This is a genomic window from Cryobacterium sp. N19 (assembly GCF_002929595.1).
Classification (GTDB): Bacteria; Actinomycetota; Actinomycetes; order Actinomycetales; family Microbacteriaceae; genus Cryobacterium; species Cryobacterium flavum.
Window position 1 is genome coordinate 161056 of sequence record NZ_PJJR01000050.1, and the last position, 17906, is coordinate 178961.

A 17906-nucleotide genomic window follows, 5' to 3' on the forward strand; every position below is an offset into this window, starting at 1 on the left:
GAACGCAGGTTAGCGACCGAACTCGAAGTCGCCACCAGGAATGGCAGCAAGCAACTCTTGCGTGTACAGCTCGCGGGGGCTGTCGAACACGTCATCGGTCGACGCCGCCTCAACGATGCGCCCCTTCTGCATGACGCAGACGTTGTCGGCAACGAGACGCACCACCGCGAGGTCGTGGGTGATGAACAGGTAGGTCAGCCCCAGCTCGGTCTGCAGTTCGGTGAGCAGGTTCAGGATCTGCCCCTGCACGAGCACGTCAAGCGCGGAGACGGCCTCGTCGAGCACGAGTACATCGGGCTTGAGCGCCAGGGCCCGCGCAATGGCAATGCGCTGGCGTTGGCCGCCGGAGAGCTCGCTCGGGTAGCGAAACTGCGTCGAGGCCGGCAGCGAGACCTGGTCGAGCAGCTCCAGCACGCGCTTCTGGCGTTCCTTTTTGGTGCCAACCTTGTGCGCGAGCAGCGGCTCCGCAATGGTGTTCCCCACGTTGTACTGCGGGTCGAGTGAGCCGTACGGATCCTGGAACACCGGCTGCACCCGGCGGCGAAAGTTCAGTAACTGGCGGCCCTTGAGCCCGGCAACGTCGCGTCCCTCGAATTCAATCCGCCCGCTGGTGAGGCCTTCCAGCTGCAGAATGAGCTTGGCCACGGTGGACTTGCCCGACCCGGACTCCCCCACGATCGCCGTGGTGGTGCCCTTCTTGACCCCGAACGACACGTCGTTCACGGCGAGGAGTTCGTCATATTTCAGCCCCGACTTACGGATGCGGTACATCTTGGTGATGCCCTCGACCGAGATGAGGTCCTTGCCGGTCGCCGCCAGCTCTCGTTCGGTGGCGCGGGCGATCAGCGCCGTATCGGTACCGCCGGCCGAGAAGATTTCGGACGTCGGGGCATCCTGATTCTTCTTGGCCTGAATGCGTCGTGAGGCGAGGCTGGGAGCCGCAGCGACGAGGCGTTGGGTGTACGGGTGCTGCGGGTTGGCCAAAATCTCCTGCGACGGCCCCGATTCGACGACCTTGCCCTTGTACATCACCACGAGCTGTTCGGCCCGCTCGGCGGCGAGACCGAGGTCGTGCGTAATGAACAGCACGCTCGTGCCGTAATCCCGGGTGAGGGTCGCGAGGTGATCGAGAATCTGACGCTGCACGGTGACGTCGAGCGCGCTCGTGGGCTCGTCGGCGATGAGCAGCTTCGGCCGGGCCGAGAGCCCAATGCCGATGAGCACGCGCTGACGCATGCCGCCGGAGAACTGGTGCGGGTACTGTTTGAGCCGGTCGGCGGCATCCGCCAGGCCGGCCTCCTGCAGCACTTCGATGGTGCGCGCCTTCAGTGGCTTGCCACGGAGGCCGCTATTAGCCTTGATGGCTTAGGACACCTGAAACCCAATGTTCCAGACCGGGTTGAGGTTGCTCATCGGGTCCTGCGGAACGTAACCGATTTGACGACCGCGCACGGCCTGCATCTCGGCGGCGTTCAGGGTGGTCAGGTCCCGGCCCTCAAACAAAATCTGTCCGCCGGTCACCTGGCCGGTGCCGGCCAGCAGCTTGATGATGGCCTGCGCGGTCGTGGTCTTGCCCGAGCCGGACTCCCCCACGATCGCGAGAGTCTGGCCGGGGAAGAGCGTAAGGCTCACGCCGCGCACGGCGGGCACGACACCGCGCTGAGTGCGGAACCCGACCTCGAGGTTCTTGATCTCCAAGAGCGGTGCGGAGTCGGTGGACGAAATTTGATTCACGGTTTCGGTCGCTAACTGAGTCATCGGCGTGCCCTCGCCTGGGGGTCGAGCGCGTCGCGCAGCACGTCATCGAGCATGAGAAAAGCCAGCACGGTTAGAGACAGCGCGATCGAGGGGTACAGCAGAACCTGCGGGCTCGTGCGGATGGTCGTCTGTGCTTCGCCGATATCGCGGCCCCACGACATGGTGCCGGGGCCGAGGCCGATGCCCAGGAACGAAAGCGTGGCCTCCGCAACGATGAACGTGCCGAGGGAGACCGTCGCGATGACGATCACGGGGGCGATGGCGTTGGGAACGACGTGCCGCAGCAAAATCTTGAACTTCGAGACACCGAGCGCGACCGAGGCCACGACATAGTCCGAGTTTCGCGCGGTCAACACGGCGCCGCGCATGATGCGGGCGACCTGCGGCCAGGCGAAGATCGAGATGACGAGGGCGATCACGACCGGGGTGCGGTCTGGCAATACCGAGAGCAGCACGATGGCGCCGAGCACGGTCGGAACGGCGAAGAAAATGTCGCCGATGCGCGAGACGACGGCGTCGAGGAAACCGCCGTAGTAGCCAGCGAGGGCACCGACGATGAGACCGAACAGGGTAACGATGGCGGCAGCCAGCATGCCGACGGTCACCGAGGCACTCGTGCCGAAAATAATCCGCGCGTAGACATCGCAGCCCTGAAAGGTAAATCCGAGCGGATGCCCGGACTGCGGCACCCCGTTACTGTCCGACAACTGGCACTGCGTCGGCGATACCGAGGCGAACAAGGTGGGGACCAGCGCAACAAGCACAATCAGCAGGATGAGTCCGGACGAAATCCAGAAGCTGGGCCGGCGTCGCATCGCGTCCCAGGCATCCGCCCAAGTACTGCGCGCTTTCGCGGTCTCATCGAGGCGGTCGATGGCCACGAGGGGGGTGTCTTCGAGCGCTGCAACGAAGTGCGGCTGCGCGCCCTGATTCTTACTTGGCATAACGGATCCTTGGGTCCAGAGCTGCGTACAGCAGATCGACGAGCAGGTTGGCGAGTACGAAGATCACGACCATCACGGCGATGAACGACACCACTGTCGGTCCTTCGCCGAGGCGAATGGCCTTAAAGACGGTGCCACCGACCCCGTTGATATTGAAGATGCCCTCTGTGACGATGGCACCGACCATGAGCGAGCCAATGTCAACGCCGAGAAAGGTCACCACGGGAACCAGCGAGTTGCGCAGCACATGCACGGTAACGACGCGGGGTCGGGAGAGGCCCTTGGCCGTAGCGGTGCGCACAAAGTCGGCGTTAAGATTGTCCGACACGCTCGCCCGGGTGAGCCGCACAATATAGGCAAACGAAACGGATGCCAGCACCAGCGCTGGCAAAATCAGTTCGTCGAGCGGTGCCGCCCCACTCACCGTGGTGCGAGCCCAGCCGAGCTGAACACCGAACACGAATTGCAGCACGAAGCCGATCACAAAGGTCGGCACGCTGATCAGCAGCAGGCTCACCACGAGGGCGCTCGCGTCAAACAGCTTGCCCTTGCGGAGACCTGCCACGAGGCCGACCAGGATGCCGAAGAGGGCTTCGAAGGCGAGGGCGAGCATGGCCAGTCGTGCCGTGATCGGAAAGGCAGAAGCCATGACGTCCGAGACGGAGCGACCGGAGTACGTGGTGCCGAGGTCACCCTGAAAGAAGTTACCGATGTAGAGCAGGTACTGCATGATGAACGGCTTGTCGAGGTTGTATTCGGAACGAATCTGTGCGATGACGGCGGGCGACGGGGGCCGCTCGCCATAGAGGGCAGCGATGGGGTCTCCGGGCAGGGAGAACACCATGAAGTAGATCAAGAAAGTGGCGCCGAAGAACACGGGGATCATCTGGAGCAGGCGCTTGCCGGTATACCAGAGCATCAGCTACCCGTCGGCGCAGTTGACACGGTGCTGGTCGGCACGGGAGAAGTCGAGTGCATGAAAAAGTCGCAATCATTAAGTGGAACCCGAGAGGCCCGGGCATGACCCCGGGCCTCTCGTAACGACGTACTAGGAACGAATGGTTAGTTCTTGGTGATCTCGTGGTAGAGCGGCACAGAATCCCGGCCGAACTCAACGTTGCTCACCGTGTCAGACCAAACACCGGAGGTGTTCTGGTACCACAGCGGGATGGTCGGGAGGTCCTGCAGCAGAACTTCCTGTGCTTCGACGTACTTGGCCGTGGCCTCTTCAACACTCGACGCCGCGGCGCCGTCGGTGAGGAGCGTGTCGAATGCCTCGCTGCTGTAGCCCTCGTAGTTCGAGCCGGCACCGGTCTTGTACAGCGGCGCGAGGAAGTTGTACAGCGACGGGTAGTCGGCCTGCCAGCCGGCGCGGGTGCCGCCGGTCAACGCCTGGGTGTCGCGGTCATCGATTGCGGCCGCGAAGGTCGGGTAGGGCTTGCCAACCGCGTCGATGCCGAGCGTGTTCTTGACGCTGTTCACGACTGCGTCGACCCAGGCCTGGTGCGGCCCGTCGGAATTGTAGGCGATGTCGAAGGTGCCGGTGTAGGGAGAGATCGCGTCGGCCTCAGCCCAGAGTGCGACGGCCTCTTCCGGGTTGTACTCGAGTACTTCGGAACCCTTGAGGGAGTCGGAGTAGCCGGCGATGACCGGGGAGGTGAAGTCGGTGGCCGGGGTGCGGGTGCCCTGGAAGACAACATCGGTGATCTCGGCGCGGTCAATTGCCATAGAGAGGGCTGCACGACGCAGCTTGCCCTCCTCGCCGGACCAGTGCTCGAGGTAGTACGGCATGTTGAACGCCTGGAAAACCGCGGCCGGCTCGTTCACGAACGTGTCCGGAAAATCGGATTCGTAGCTCGCCAGTGCGGATTCGGGGATCTGGTCGAGCACGTCGAGGTCGCCGCCCTGCACGGCAGCGTAGCCGGCGTCGAAAGAGGCGAAGAAGATGATGGTCAAACCGTCATTCTTCGGGGTGCGCACGCCCGCGTAATTCGGGTTGGTGACGAGGTCGATCTGCACGTCGTGCTGCCAGGCATCCGCGCTGGCGAGCATGTACGGGCCGTTACCGATCGGGTTCTGACCGAAGGCGTCCATATCCTCGAAGGCCACGGAGGGCAGCGGCGAGTAGGCGGAGTAGCCGAGGCGCAGCGGCCAGTCGGCCTCGGTGCCAGCGAGTTCCACGGTGAACGTGGTGTCGTCAACGACCTTCAAGCCGGACATGCCGTCGGTTAGCGGATCGCCAACCTGCATCGGGGCTCCATCTTCGCCGACCGCGCCGGAGGGGTCGTCCATGGAGTTTTGCACGTCGGAGAAACCGACGATGTTGTCGAAGAAGTAAGAGGACCCCTGTGCGTTATCGAAGAGGGCACCATAGTTCCAGGCGTCGACGAACGACTGCGCGGTGACCGGCTCGTCGTTGGTGAAAGTCCAGTCATCGTTGAGCGTGACGGTCCAGTTGGTGGCGTCGTCGGACTCGATCGACTTGGCGACCTCATTTTGAATTTCACCGCTGGCCGAGTAGGAGACCAGGCCGGCAAAGATCGACGTGATGATCTTTCCGCCGCCGACCTCGGTGGTGTTGGTGGGGATCAGCGACATCTGCGGCTCGGTGCCGTTCGTGGTGATGATCGCGCTGCCTTCAGCGGAGGTCTCTGCGCCGCCCGCGCAGCCCGAGAGCATGAGAGCTCCGGTCGAGGCGAGAGCGATGGCGACAATGCCCATTCTCCTGATTTTCAATTTTTGCCCCAATGCACAAAAGGGCGCCTGACACAGCTCTTGACCGTGTCACGCGCCAGTAGAGTCAACCCAATTTTGGCCGCAAAAGACCCGACTCAACGTTGGGGGGTTGTTACGACCCTAGTTTGTTACTTACCCAGATTGGGCAATGCGGCGAAAAATGTTACAGACGCGCAATCTATCTGACAACTATTAAGCGTCACACACTGTCATTTTGCACATATGTTGCGAGGCGGGTTTCGAACGGATGCTTCCCCCGCGATCGCGACGCGAGCGTCTGCGGATGCCGAGGTGGCAGGATAGGGCCATGCCGCCAGCATCCGCCCCGCACCGTTCCCGGCTCGGTAATTCACCGTTGTATTGGGAGATTGGCATCGTGCTCGCCCTTTCGCTCGGGGCCTCGGCCGTGTACTCGATCGTGTCGATCGTGGCCCGCCTGACCGATACGACCCCCCTCGCCGACCAGTCGGCAACGCTCAACGGGTCGCAGTCGCCACGAGAGTGGCTCGACTTCACCTACCAATTTCTCGGCATTGCGTTCGGCCTCGCCGCTGTAGCGCTGGTGCTGTTTCTGCTGTGGCGGCCCGGCCAGAGCCCGTTCACCCGCCTCGGCTTCGACTTCACCCGACCGGGCAAGGATCTGCTCGGCGGCTTCGGGCTTCTCCTCGTCATCGGCATTCCGGGGCTCGCGCTCTACCTGGCCGGCCGAGCATTCGGCTTTACAGTGGCCGTGGTGCCCTCGCCGCTCGATACCTTTTGGTGGACCATTCCGATTCTCGTCTTCGCCGCCCTCAAGGCAGCGCTGCTCGAGGAACTCATCGTGGTGGGCTACCTGTTCACGCGGCTGCGCGAACTCGGCTGGTCGACCTGGACCATCATTGTGAGCTCGGCCGTGCTGCGCGGCAGCTACCACCTCTACCAGGGTGTCGGACCATTCTTTGGCAACGTGGCCATGGGCGTCGTGTTCGGCTGGTGCTACACCCGCTGGGGGCGCACCATGCCGCTCGTGGTGACGCACTGGCTGCTCGACATTCTCTCTTTTGTCGGCTATCCGCTCGCGCTGGGCTGGTGGCCGGGGCTGCTCGCCCCGGCCAGCTGAGATACCCCCTACTCGAAGGCCTCGGGCGGCGGGCAGGCGCAGACCAGGTTGCGGTCCCCGTAGGCGTTGTCGATGCGGCGCACCGGCGGCCAGTACTTGTTCCGCACCAGGGACGCGAGCGGGTAGACAGCGGTGGCCCGGTCATACGGATGCTCCCACTCCCCCTCGATCACGGACTGAGCGGTGTGCGGGGCGTTGTGCAGCGGATTGTCGTCGGCGGGCCAGCGGCCGGCGGCGACGGCATCCGCTTCGGCCTTGATCGCGATCATGGCGTCGATGAAGCGGTCAATCTCGCCGAGGTCTTCACTCTCGGTGGGTTCGACCATGAGCGTGCCGGCCACCGGAAAGCTCATGGTCGGCGAGTGGAAGCCGTAGTCGACGAGGCGCTTGGCCACGTCGTCGACGCTCACGCCGGTGGCCGCGGTGAGCGGCCGCAGGTCGAGAATGCACTCGTGCGCGACCAGGCCGTTTTCGCCCGAGTAGAGCAGCGGGTAGCTGTTCTCCAGGCGCTTGGCGACGTAGTTGGCGGCCAGCACGGCGGCGGCGGTGGCCTGTTTGAGGCCGTCGATTCCCATCATGCGCACGTAGGCCCAGGAGATGGGCAGAATGCTCGGGCTGCCATAGGGCGCCGCCGAGACCGGCCCACCGCCGTGCACGACGGTGGCGGTGGCTCCAGCAGCACCGAGCAGGTAGTGCTCGTCGCTCTGGGCGAGCGGATGTCCCGGCAGGAACGCCGCGAGGTGCGCCTTGGCCGCGACCGGTCCGACGCCCGGCCCGCCGCCGCCGTGCGGAATGCAGAACGTCTTGTGCAGGTTCAGGTGCGAGACGTCGCCGCCGAAATCGCCGTAGCGGGCGAAACCAAGCAGCGCATTGAGGTTGGCGCCGTCGACGTAGACCTGGCCGCCGGCGTCGTGCACTGCCTTGCAGATCGTCGCGACCTCGTGCTCGTAGACCCCGTGGGTCGACGGATAGGTGATCATGAGGGCAGCAAGGTTCTCGGCGTGCTCGGCGATCTTGGCGTGCAGGTCGGCCAGGTCCACGTTGCCGAGGTCGTCGCAGGCCACGACCACAACGCGCATGCCGGCCAGTGCAGCGGATGCCGCGTTGGTGCCGTGTGCGCTCGACGGGATCAGGCAGACCGTGCGATCGGTTTCACCGTTCGACTGGTGGAACCCGCGAATGGCGAGCAGGCCGGCCAGTTCGCCCTGGCTGCCGGCGTTCGGCTGCAGCGATACGGAGTCGTAGCCGGTGACGTCGGTCAGCCAGGTTTCGAGTTGGCGCACGAGGTGAAGGTAGCCCTCGACATCCGCTTTGGGAGCGAACGGGTGGATTCCGGCGAATTCAGGCCAGCTGACGGCTTCCATCTCGCTCGCCGCGTTGAGCTTCATGGTGCAGGATCCGAGCGGGATCATGCCGCGGTCGAGCGCGTAGTCATAGTCGGCGAGGCGCTTGAGGTAGCGCATCATGCTGGTTTCCGACCGGTGCGTGTTGAACACCGGGTGGGTGAGAAAATCGCTCGTCCGATCAAGCTCGGCTGGCAGTCCGTGCTGCACGGCGTCGAAGTCCACGTGGCCGAACGCCGAGCGGCCACCGAACGCGCCGACGACATAGGACAGGTCGGCGAGCGTGGTGGTCTCGTCGACCGACACGCTGATCGTGTTCTCATCGACCTGGCGCAGGTTGTAGCCACTGGCGGCGGCTTTCGCGACGACCTCGGCGGCGCCCGCCGGCACGTTGACCTGGATGGTGTCGAAGAAGGCGTCGCTCCGCACGTCGACGTCGATGGCGCGCAGGGCGGCAACGAGGGCGCCGGTCCGCTCGTGCACCCGGGTGGCGATCGCTTTCAGGCCCTGGGGTCCGTGGTAGACCGCGTACATGCCGGCCATGACGGCGAGCAGCACCTGGGCGGTGCAGATGTTCGAGGTGGCCTTGTCGCGGCGAATGTGCTGTTCGCGCACCTGCAGGGCGAGGCGGTAGGCCGGGTGGCCGGCTGCGTCGACGCTCACCCCGACCAGGCGGCCGGGCAGTTGGCGTTCGAGTCCCTTGCGAACGGCCATGTAGCCGGCGTGCGGTCCGCCGAAGCCCATCGACACGCCGAAACGCTGGCTGGTGCCGACGGCCACATCGGCGCCGAGGTCGCCGGGCGATTTCAGCAGGGTGAGGGCGAGCAGGTCGGCGGCCACAACGGCGAGCGCCTTATGTTCGTGGGCGAGGGCGATGACGGTGGATGGGTTCCAGATTCGACCGGAGGCCGCCGGGTACTGCACGAAGACACCGAAGTAGTCGCCGAGGTCCTCGGCGGTGGTCCGCTCTGTCAGTGCGACCTGAGCGAGTTCGATGCCGAGGGCGGCGGCGCGATGGACGAGCAGCGCGTGGGTCTGGGGAAAGGCATCCGTGTCGACGATAAATCGACGCGACCCGGATTTGGAGGCGCGCAGAGCGAGGAGCATGCCCTCGACGACCGCGGTGGACTCGTCGAGCATCGACGCATTGGCCGTGGTCAGCCCGGTGAGATCGGCGATCATGGTCTGAAAGTTGATGAGCGCTTCGAGCCGGCCCTGCGAGATCTCGGGCTGGTAGGGCGTGTAGGCGGTGTACCAGCTGGGGTTCTCGAACACGTTGCGCTTGATCACGGCGGGCGTGAACGTGTCGTAATAGCCCTGGCCGATCATGGAGCGCTTGACCGTGTTCCGGTCGGCGAGGGCGCGCAGTTCGGCAACGGCCTCGTTCTCGGTCGCGGCGGGCGGCAGGGCGCTGCCTGCGTCCTGGCGGAACAGGTCGGCGTGGATCGACGCCGGCATGGCCGCGGAGACGAGGTCGTCGACCGAGGCGTAGCCGAGCGTGGCGAGCATGTGGGACTGGGCGTCAACATCCGTTCCGATGTGACGCTGCGCGAAAGCGTGGCTCATCTGCGATTACTCCCCGATCAGGGCCGAATACTCGGCAAAGGTGAGCAGAGTGGGAAGGGTCTCGAACTCCACCCTGATCAGCCAGCCCTCGCCGAACGGGTCGCTGTTGACGAGCTCGGGGCTCTCCACCACGGCGTCGTTGGTGGCCGTGACGGTGCCGTTCACCGGTGCGAAGAGTTCCCCGACCGACTTGGTCGACTCGATCTCGCCGACGACCGTGCCGCCGGCGACGGTGCTGCCCACGTCGGGCAGTTCAACGAAGACGACGTCGCCGAGCTTCTCCGCGGCGTAGGCGGTGATGCCGACGGTCGCGACGTTTCCCTCGACCAGAACCCACTCGTGCTCGGCGGTGTACTGCAGTTTCGATGTGTCTGTCATGGTGTTGCCTTTCGCAGGTTGCACGGATTTCAGAATTGGTTCAACAGGGAAGAGTTATTTGACGCGCTTATAGAAGGGAAGCGAGGTGACGGTTGCTGGGAGGCGGGTACCGCGCACGTCGACGTACACCTCGGTGCCGAGGCGGGCCAGGTCGGGGGTGACGTAGGCCATGGCGATCGGGTAGCCAAGTGTCGGCGAGAGCGCGCCGCTCGTGATGACGCCGTCGCTGTGCGCTGCATCGAGGCTGCGGAAGATCTCGTAGTCGGCGCGACCGGCGCGCTTGCCGGCGGCGATCAGGCCCACCAAAACGGATGCCCCACCCTCCGGCCCAGCAACGCTCGCGGCCCGGCCGACGAAATCGTTCTCCTTGTTCAGGTTGACGACGCGGCCGAGGCCGGCCTGGGCCGGGAAGGTCGTGAGCGTCAGCTCGTGACCGTACAGCGGCATGCCGGCCTCCAGCCGGAGGGTGTCGCGGCTGGCGAGCCCGGCCGGAACGAGTCCCTGGTCGGCGCCCGCTACGACCAGTGCGTCCCACAGTTCGCGGGCGTGCTCGGCCGCGAGGTAGAGCTCGAAGCCGTCTTCACCGGTGTAACCGGTGCGGGCGACCAGCAGGGGGTGGCCGCGGAAGAAGGCATCCGTGATGCGGTAATACTTCATGAAGTGCAGGTCGGTGCCCAGGTCGGTGACGCCCACGGTCGCGTCCAGGATGGCGAGGGCGTTCGGGCCCTGCACGGCAATGAGCGCGTAGTCATCGCTCTGGTCGACCACGGCGACGTCAAAGTCTGTGGCTCGCTCCGCGAGCGCCTCGAAGGCGGCGAACCGGTTGCCGGCGTTGGCTACGACCAAAAACTTGGTGTCGCCCAGACGGTAGACGACCAGGTCGTCGATGATGCCGCCATTCTCGGCCAGGAGCAGACTGTATTTGGCCTGCCAGAGTTCGATCATCGAAAGCTTGCCCGCCAGCGCGTAGTCGAGGTAGGCGGCGGCATCCGGTCCTTCGATCAGAATCTCGGCCATGTGCGACAGGTCGAACAGGCCGGCCGCGGTGCGCACAGCGTGGTGCTCGGCAAGGTCGCTCGAGTAGCGCACCGGCATCTGCCAGCCGGCGAAGTCGGTGAAGCTGGCGCCGGCATCGACGTGCGCCTGGTGCAGGGGCGAGAACCGCTCGATCGGTGCGGGGGTGCTGGAATCGGCCGAGGTCATGAGTTCTCCGGGTGACAGGGCCGAGAGCCGGCCGCGGCGGTGTTCGCGACTCGATTGAGCCGCGTGGGAACTCCCCCTCTGTCGCTCGTGCCTGAGAGCTTCACCAGCGCGGACGCTGACTTTCACCGTGGGCGAGACCGGTAAGCGCCCGGTCTTCTTTTCAGAGTGGCCAGTTCGATGCGGTACGAGTACCTGAGAGATTGTCGGGGAGGATTGCTCCTTCGGTGTTCGTACGCGCTCGCGCCGAACTCTCCCGCATCGACCATTCGGCCCGATATTCAGTTGGTAGCGCCCAGCCTAGCCCCACACCCCGCTGCTGCCGCGACGGTGGCTGCCCTGCAGGTGGGTATCGATCATGCCGATCGCTTCCATCAGCGCAAACATGGTGGTCGGTCCGACGAAGACGAAGCCGACCTTCTTCAGGGCCTTCGACAGGGCAGCGGATGCCGCGGAGCGAGTCGGTACGTCGGCCTGCGTTGCCGGCTCGGGGGTTTCGTCGGGTTGGAACGACCAGACGAAGTCGACCAGACCGCCCTGCTCACGGAGGGCGATGGTGGCCTGGGCGTTGGTGATGGTGGCGCGAATCTTCAGGCGGTTGCGCACGATCATCTCGTCGTTCAGCAGCCGGGCCACGTCGTCGTCGTCGAAGGCGGCGATGCGATCGGGGTTGAAGTCGGCGAAGGCCGCGCGAAACCCTGGGCGCTTGCGCAGAATGATGGCCCAGGACAGCCCAGACTGAAACGCCTCGAGGCTGATGCGCTCGAACAGGGCGTGTTCGCTGCGTACCGGAACGCCCCACTCCGTGTCGTAGTAGTCGCGCAACATCGGGTCGACCGCGGCCCAGGCCGGGCGTCTGAGGCCGTCGGGGCCGATGATCGCGCCGGAAGCGGACGGTGGGGCATCCGCTGGTGAAGTTTCTATCATCTAAACCATTAGACACTGCCCGCCTCACGGTCGAGGACTAAAATCGCAGCGAGAGCCAAGGAGCCTTCGTGAGCCACATTGCACTCGGTCGGTCCACGCACGTTCGCGATGGAGTCACCCCACCGGGTGCCGCCATCGACGTGGTCGACCTCGTCAAGCAGTTCGGCCACAATCGGGCGCTAAACGGGGTGATCTTTCAGGTGCCGCGCGGCACGGTGTTCGGGGTGATCGGGCCCAACGGGGCCGGCAAGACCACGATCATGCGGGCGCTCCTCGACATTATTCGGCCGACGTCGGGGCAGGCGACCGTGCTCGGTACCCGCTCGCGCAATGCGGGGCCGGAACTGCGGCGCCGCATTGGGTATCTGCCGGGCGAGCTGATTCTGGAGGGGCGCACGAGCGGGCGCCGCTTACTGGCGCACTACGCCGACATCTCGGGGCCGGTTGCCGCCGGTCACGTGCAGGAGCTGGCCGAACGGCTTCGGCTTGACCTGGACCGCCCGGTACGAAAGCTGTCGAAGGGCAACAAGCAGAAGCTCGCCATCGTGCAGGCGTTCATGCACCAGGCCGAGCTGCTCGTGCTCGACGAACCCACGAGCGGCCTCGACCCGCTTATGCAGCAGGAAGTCCTTCGGCTGGTGCGCGAAGCCCGTGACCGCGGCCAGACCGTCTTTCTCTCCTCGCACGTGATCAGTGAAATTCAGCAGGCGGCCGACGAGGTCGCCATTCTGCGGGGCGGCAGCATCGTCACGATCAACAGTGTGGAGGAGTTGCGAGCCACGGCCATCCGTCACCTGCGCCTGGTGGCCAGCGGCATCCGCCCCACCGACCTGGCTGCCACCGGTGCCGGTTATACCCAGGCGACCCTGTTTGGGCTGATCGGGTTTCTGCTCCTGAGCATTGCGGCGACCAGCTGGGGCGCGGGCGCTCTCGGCGGCGACGAGGAATCCGGGCGGCTCGAGCTCACCCTCGCGCACGGGGTCACCCCGGGTACAGGTAGCCGTGGCCCGGTTCTGCGCCATCGCGGTAAAGATCCTCGCGCTCTCCGCGCTGCTGCTCCTGGTCGTGCTGCCGCTCAACGATTCGTCGAAACTGCAGATTGAAGTGGGAAACCTGCTCGGCATGTGCCTATTGTTCGGCGGGGTGAATCTGCTGACGGCATCCGCCGCGCTGCTCGGCGGAGCGCTGACCGGGCGACGCATCGGCGGCATCGCTGCCGGTGCCGCTGTGGCCGTGCTCGGCTACGTATTCAACGCCCTCGCAGCCAGAGCGCGAGCCTGGAGTGGCTGCACAACCTGAGCCCGTACTACTGGGCGTTCGGCACCAGCCCGCTCAGTACGGGCGCGAGCGTCACGACGATCGTCGTCTTCTTCGGGCTCTCACTCGTCCTGGCCGCACTCGCAGCGCTTTCTTTGCGCCAGCGCGACGTTGGCGTCCAGGTTCGCCGCCGAGGTGTGAGTTCGGGCCAAAATTCTCGACTTTTCGGCGCGAAACTCACACCTCGGTGACCGTCACCAGGCCAGGGATTCGGCCGCAGCCTCGGTCAGCTCGATGATGTTGTCGAGCAGGCTGGCCATGCTGTCGGAGCGCAGCAGAGCGATCTGGTCGAGCGGTCCCACCGGGGCGATCGCGGCGAGCTGCCAGGCGGCCGCGGTCGGATCGTGCGAGAGCTCCACCTCGGGCGACCACTCCTGGTCGGCGAATTCGCTCGCCAGCGAAAGGGTTCGGCGCACGAGTTGCTCCGCCTGTTCCCGCCGCGGCAACAAGGCATCGTCCCATTCCAGGTCGGGCAGCTCACGCACGGTGGCAAGCGGATGCGGGTTCTCCGGCATCCACTCGGTCACCTCGATCCTGCGCTCGCCCTGCACGACCAGGCCGAGATAGCCCTCTGGCGCCTCCAGCTGGGTGACCCGGGCTACGGTACCGATGCTGAACCGGCGTTCGCCGCCGCCGACCTCTTGGCCTCGTTCGATCAGCACGATGCCGAACTCAGCCGGCGGGGAATCGAGCACGCGCGCGAGCATGACGAGGTAGCGTTCCTCGAACACCCGCAGTTGCAACGGCATATAAGGAAACAGCACGGATCCCAGGGGGAACATCGGCAGGGTCGTCATGCTCCCAGCGAACCACGTTGACGGCGCCGCGCCTAGCCCCCGGCACCTGTTCGCGGTGAAGATTCGCTGGGTGCAGTGGTGGGACCTCCGTACGTGCAGCGGTGGGTTCGGCCGGTTTCGGCGCGTAGCCTAGAAGGGCTGCGCGCAACCCGCGCAACCGACGAGAGGCTTCACGTGGACATCACCCTGCTGGCACATTTCGTGGCGGCCGCTGAGGCGCCCGATTTCGCCCGCGCCGCGCAGACACTCGGCATCTCCCGCGACACCCTCAGCGCCTCGGTGAAGCAGGTCGAGGCCGAACTCGGCTATGCATTGTTCGATCGTGCCGCCGAGAGCACGACCCTCACTGAGATCGGGGTTGCCTTCCTGGACGACGCACGCCTCGAGTTGACCCAGGCCGCCGGCGGTTCCGGCGGTTCGCGCCGTTCAGGCGGTTCAGGTGGCGGCGGTAAGGCCAAGGCCAACAAGGGCAAGGGCCGCGCCCCCGCGGTGAAGGGCCAGCCGAAGCTCGGCAAGAAGCGCCAGTCGCGCTGATCCGCGACGATTGTTTGGCGATGCACGTGGCGGCCAAAACGGGACCCGCAGGACCGATTACCGGTCGGGCAGGTCCCGTTCACGTCGACGGTTTCGTCGACTATTTCCGCCGATTCTGAACGATAGGCTGCTTGAGGCTCGTCGCCTCCTCCAGAGTCAGTTCGACCTCGGCAAAGGCTTGGTCATCTGAGAAGGACTTCATCCGCGCGATCCGGAAGATGATCAGGCCGTACAGGCACTTGGCCAGGATATCTGCTACGGAGTATCCAATCTGGAGGCCGACCCATGCGTCTGACCCGTCGATACCAAGTCCGGGCAGCAGGTAGGCAATCGGGTAGACGCCCCACGTTGCCAGCAAGAGCAGTCGCAGCAAGCTGATGGTCTTGCGCACAGTGGCGGGTTGGCGGTCGAGCGACTTGGTCAGTTCAACGAAGAGCACGTAGAGGATATACGCGAAGGGAAGCGAGGAGAGCAGACCGAAGATGCCGCGGGTGAGGTTGTCCGACGCCATTTCGCCGGGGTAGCCGAGAGCGATCATGAGGGCAGCAGCAGGAATGAGTCGCGTGAGCAGGCTGCTCTGCACCTTGCGGGCCAGGGCCAGAACGGCCACGAGTTCAAGAAGAAGCAAGGGAACCGTCAGCAGCCAGTCGACGTAGCGGTATCCCTCGTTGAATGACGCTCCCGCGACCTGAACATAATCACCGCGGCCGCCGACAGCCTCGGTCACGAATGCTTCGGTGAAGGAATTGAAGATGCGGAAGTAGTGATATGCCGCGATACCACAAACGATCGCCGCGACAGTCAGTGCCTGACGGTATCGCGGCAATACGCGCGGCAGGCTGATAACCAGAAAGATGGAGGTGAAAAGCTGCGAGGCAATCACGAGGGAGAAGATGTTGTAGATGGTGTCGTACTGCAGTTGGGTTAGTGAATCAGGTATCAAAATGGCCTCTGATGCTCGAGAATCGCTGATTGTAAGGGAGATAAAGCACCTAATTAGGTAACCTAGCTAGGTATATTAGGAAACCTACTCCAAATCCTCGTCCATAGGTAGTAGCTATTCATCCGTAGATTTCTTCAGCTGTCGCAGCCGACTCGATCGTGCAACAGTTTCACCCCACCTCAGCATGTGGTTAAGAGAAATAGAGCACAAATGAACTCTGTCGAAGACGCTGACGTCGTGGTGCTCGGTGCGGGACTGGCGGGGCTCAGCTTGGCGGCCCGGCTGGCGCGCGCGCCATCCGGCCCGCGCGTGGTCGTCGTCGAACCGCGCACCGCGTACCAGGATGACCGCAGCTGGTGCTTTTGGCAGCCAGAACAACACGAACTCTCGCACCTGGTTTCACATCGCTGGACGACGTGGAGCTTTTCTGATGCCGCAGGTAGCGCGGTTCGGCACCAGGTTCCGGAATTGTTCTACCAGTACATTCGTGGCATCGACTTCTATTCCAGCGCGCAGGCCGACATCGCTCAGTCGCCGCGTGTAGACCTGCGTCTCGGCGTGCGCGCCGAAATGGTAAGTGCGGTGCCGGACGGTGTGCGGGTCGAAACCAGCGCCGGCACGCTGCTGGCCCGTCAGGTGATCGATACGCGACCACGGCCCGCTGCGGCGATGCTGTACCAAAGTTTTGTGGGCGTTGAATTCGAGTGTGGCGGGCAGCATCCGTTCGACCCGACCGAGGTGACGTTGATGGGGTCGCTTGCCACCGACGAGCAAGGCCTGAGCTTCGTGTACGCGCTGCCATTGGGTCCGAACCGGGCCATCGTGGAGTGGACCCGCTTCGGCACATCGCCGATCAAACGGGAACTTCTGGCCGGTGAGTTGGACCACGTTTTATCGGGCTTGGGTCTAAATGACGTTCGTCGGGTGCGCACCGAGGGTGGGGTGCTGGCCATGGGACTGGGCCGCCAGACCGTGCCGGAGATACCCGGGGTGGTGCTTGCCGGCAATGCGGGCGGCGCTTTGCGAGCCGCCTCAGGCTATGGATTCTTGCGTATTCAACGGTGGGCGCAAATGTGCACGGATCGTCTCCTGGCGGGGCAGGAAGCGGTGGGGCATCCCGAAGAACCATGGCTACGACGAACCTTCGACCGCATCTTTCTCCAGGCCGTTCGCGCGCACCCGGAACGCACTGCAGAGTATTTTCTCGCTCTGGCCCGCGGTGTGCCGCCGGCAACCCTGGTGCGTTTCCTCAGCGACGGCGCCCGGGCCACTGACTATGCCAAAATCATATTAAGCCTGCCCTGGAGCCCGTTCATCGCCCAGGTGGCCGCACCCACAGTCTTCACCTCTGCATCGGCTGCACAGGCCATACCGGTCGCCACGCCCACTGCGACCACGGGCTCGGGCGAGACGCAATGATGGAGCAGGTCGCCGCGCCCCGAGTCGGTACCGCCCGCGCAACGGCCCGGCTCCGCCACGTCCCCATCGAAACGATGGTGTTCTCCGGTCTGGCACTGACCACGCTGGCCCTGCTCGCGTTCGGCCTGCCGATGCCCTCACCTATGCTTCAGGTCGTACTTCTCGGCGTGCTCGTCGCCGTGCTGGGTCTGCCGCACGGTGCCCTCGATCCACTGATCGCGCGTCGCGCCGGGCTCTGGCGAACCCCGCTGGGTTTTGCCGCGTTCAACACGGTATACATCGTGATTGTGGTCGGTGTCGTGCTGCTCTGGCTGGTCGCCCCGGTGCTGAGCTTGGTTGCGTTCCTGATCGTGTCGGCGCTGCATTTCGGGTCTGATTGGAACGCTGATCGTGGCGTGTGGCTACGCTTTCTCGCCGGATTCGGGCTGCTGAGCGTACCGGCCTTCTCACATCCGGATCAGGTGGGCGCTGCCTACGTGGTACTTGCCGGTGCTGGCGGCGCGATGGTGTCGGGCGTGCAGGCAGGGCTGGCACCGCTCGCTCTGGCCGGGCTGCTGGTGGCGGCCGTCGCCGCAGTGCGGCATCGGCCGCATGAGAGCGTGGAAATCGTGCTGGCATCGGTGCTCGCATTGGCCTGCGAACCGCTGGTGTTCTTTTTGGTGTATTTCTGTGCTCTGCACAGCTTTCGGCATTTGAGGGCGGGGTTTGCCGAGGAACGTGGCGGCGGGCGACTACCCACCCTGATCGTGGTGGTGTACACCGTGGTGCCAATCCTCGCGGTCGGTGCTTTGCTGTTCGTCATCGGCCCCAGCGGCGATATGCCGGAGCAGATTCTGCAGGTGCTGTTCATCGGCCTGGCCGGCCTCACAGTACCGCACATGATCGTGGTTACCCACGAAAAACGGCACCAAAAGAAGTTGATGGCCCTGCCCCGGTGACCTGTCA

The 17906-nt window shown here is 64.6% G+C and carries 15 protein-coding genes, 1 pseudogene and 1 riboswitch; of the genes and pseudogenes, 6 read left to right on the forward strand and 10 right to left on the reverse strand.

Annotation, left to right across the window (positions count from 1 at the left end; genetic code table 11):
• Positions 1 to 9: 9 nt before the first annotated feature.
• The 4 genes and pseudogenes from CXY78_RS10410 to CXY78_RS10425 form a co-directional block, all read right to left on the reverse strand.
• Positions 10 to 1758 (reverse strand): annotated as a pseudogene (locus CXY78_RS10410) (dipeptide ABC transporter ATP-binding protein).
• The gene (locus CXY78_RS10415) at positions 1755 to 2702 is read right to left on the reverse strand and encodes an ABC transporter permease (protein ID WP_104089295.1); all 948 of its coding nucleotides are present in this window, start codon (positions 2700 to 2702) and stop codon (positions 1755 to 1757) included. The pseudogene CXY78_RS10410 and the gene CXY78_RS10415 overlap by 4 nt, the downstream one beginning before the upstream one ends.
• A complete protein-coding gene (locus CXY78_RS10420; protein ID WP_092340732.1) occupies positions 2692 to 3621 on the reverse strand; it encodes an ABC transporter permease in 930 nt (309 codons plus the stop codon). The genes CXY78_RS10415 and CXY78_RS10420 overlap by 11 nt, the downstream gene beginning before the upstream one ends.
• 143 nt (positions 3622 to 3764) lie before the next feature.
• Complete coding sequence (locus tag CXY78_RS10425; protein ID WP_233206155.1) at positions 3765 to 5423, reverse strand: ABC transporter substrate-binding protein; 1659 nt, start codon at positions 5421 to 5423, stop codon at positions 3765 to 3767.
• Between the two features lie 322 nt (positions 5424 to 5745).
• Between CXY78_RS10425 and CXY78_RS10430 the strand changes: the two genes are divergently transcribed.
• On the forward strand, positions 5746 to 6537 hold the full coding sequence (locus CXY78_RS10430) for a CPBP family intramembrane glutamic endopeptidase (protein ID WP_092340730.1): 792 nt from the start codon (positions 5746 to 5748) through the stop codon (positions 6535 to 6537).
• 8 nt (positions 6538 to 6545) lie between these two features.
• Here CXY78_RS10430 and gcvP read toward each other — a convergent pair whose 3' ends face one another.
• The 4 genes from gcvP to CXY78_RS10450 all read right to left on the reverse strand — a co-directional run bounded on the left by gcvP (position 6546) and on the right by CXY78_RS10450 (position 11951).
• Positions 6546 to 9446, reverse strand: coding sequence for an aminomethyl-transferring glycine dehydrogenase (gene gcvP, locus CXY78_RS10435; protein WP_092340729.1), 2901 nt, complete (start codon positions 9444 to 9446; stop codon positions 6546 to 6548).
• A gap of 6 nt (positions 9447 to 9452) precedes the next feature.
• A complete protein-coding gene (gene gcvH, locus CXY78_RS10440; RefSeq protein WP_092340728.1) occupies positions 9453 to 9824 on the reverse strand; it encodes a glycine cleavage system protein GcvH in 372 nt (123 codons plus the stop codon).
• A 54-nt stretch (positions 9825 to 9878) separates the two neighbouring features.
• Positions 9879 to 11027 carry a glycine cleavage system aminomethyltransferase GcvT gene (gcvT, locus tag CXY78_RS10445; protein WP_092340727.1) on the reverse strand — a complete coding sequence of 383 codons (1149 nt, stop codon included), beginning with the start codon at positions 11025 to 11027 and terminating at the stop codon, positions 9879 to 9881.
• Positions 11028 to 11197: 170 nt separating this feature from the next.
• Positions 11198 to 11293: riboswitch (glycine riboswitch) on the reverse strand.
• 31 nt (positions 11294 to 11324) lie between these two features.
• A complete protein-coding gene (locus CXY78_RS10450; RefSeq protein WP_092340726.1) occupies positions 11325 to 11951 on the reverse strand; it encodes a DNA-3-methyladenine glycosylase I in 627 nt (208 codons plus the stop codon).
• Positions 11952 to 12028: 77 nt separating this feature from the next.
• Here CXY78_RS10450 and CXY78_RS10455 point away from each other — a divergent pair, with 77 nt between their 5' ends.
• Positions 12029 to 13054: an ABC transporter ATP-binding protein gene (locus CXY78_RS10455; protein WP_104089449.1), complete on the forward strand. Its 1026-nt coding sequence runs from the start codon at positions 12029 to 12031 to the stop codon at positions 13052 to 13054.
• A gap of 1 nt (position 13055) precedes the next feature.
• On the forward strand, positions 13056 to 13250 hold the full coding sequence (locus tag CXY78_RS10460) for a hypothetical protein (protein WP_092340725.1): 195 nt from the start codon (positions 13056 to 13058) through the stop codon (positions 13248 to 13250).
• A 212-nt stretch (positions 13251 to 13462) separates the two neighbouring features.
• On the opposite strand, the gene CXY78_RS10465 is transcribed toward CXY78_RS10460, so the two are convergent.
• The gene (locus tag CXY78_RS10465) at positions 13463 to 14065 is read right to left on the reverse strand and encodes an LON peptidase substrate-binding domain-containing protein (RefSeq protein WP_092340724.1); all 603 of its coding nucleotides are present in this window, start codon (positions 14063 to 14065) and stop codon (positions 13463 to 13465) included.
• A 174-nt stretch (positions 14066 to 14239) separates the two neighbouring features.
• On the opposite strand from CXY78_RS10465, the gene CXY78_RS10470 reads away from it, so the two are divergent.
• On the forward strand, positions 14240 to 14599 hold the full coding sequence (locus CXY78_RS10470) for a LysR family transcriptional regulator (protein WP_092340723.1): 360 nt from the start codon (positions 14240 to 14242) through the stop codon (positions 14597 to 14599).
• Between the two features lie 100 nt (positions 14600 to 14699).
• Here CXY78_RS10470 and CXY78_RS10475 read toward each other — a convergent pair whose 3' ends face one another.
• Positions 14700 to 15542, reverse strand: coding sequence for a bacteriorhodopsin-like (locus CXY78_RS10475; RefSeq protein WP_092340722.1), 843 nt, complete (start codon positions 15540 to 15542; stop codon positions 14700 to 14702).
• 237 nt (positions 15543 to 15779) lie between these two features.
• Between CXY78_RS10475 and CXY78_RS10480 the strand changes: the two genes are divergently transcribed.
• Complete coding sequence (locus tag CXY78_RS10480; RefSeq protein ID WP_158253310.1) at positions 15780 to 16961, forward strand: lycopene cyclase family protein; 1182 nt, start codon at positions 15780 to 15782, stop codon at positions 16959 to 16961.
• On the forward strand, positions 16958 to 17899 hold the full coding sequence (locus tag CXY78_RS10485; RefSeq protein WP_092340720.1) for a Brp/Blh family beta-carotene 15,15'-dioxygenase: 942 nt from the start codon (positions 16958 to 16960) through the stop codon (positions 17897 to 17899). The genes CXY78_RS10480 and CXY78_RS10485 overlap by 4 nt, the downstream gene beginning before the upstream one ends.
• The last annotated feature ends 7 nt before the right edge of the window (positions 17900 to 17906 follow it).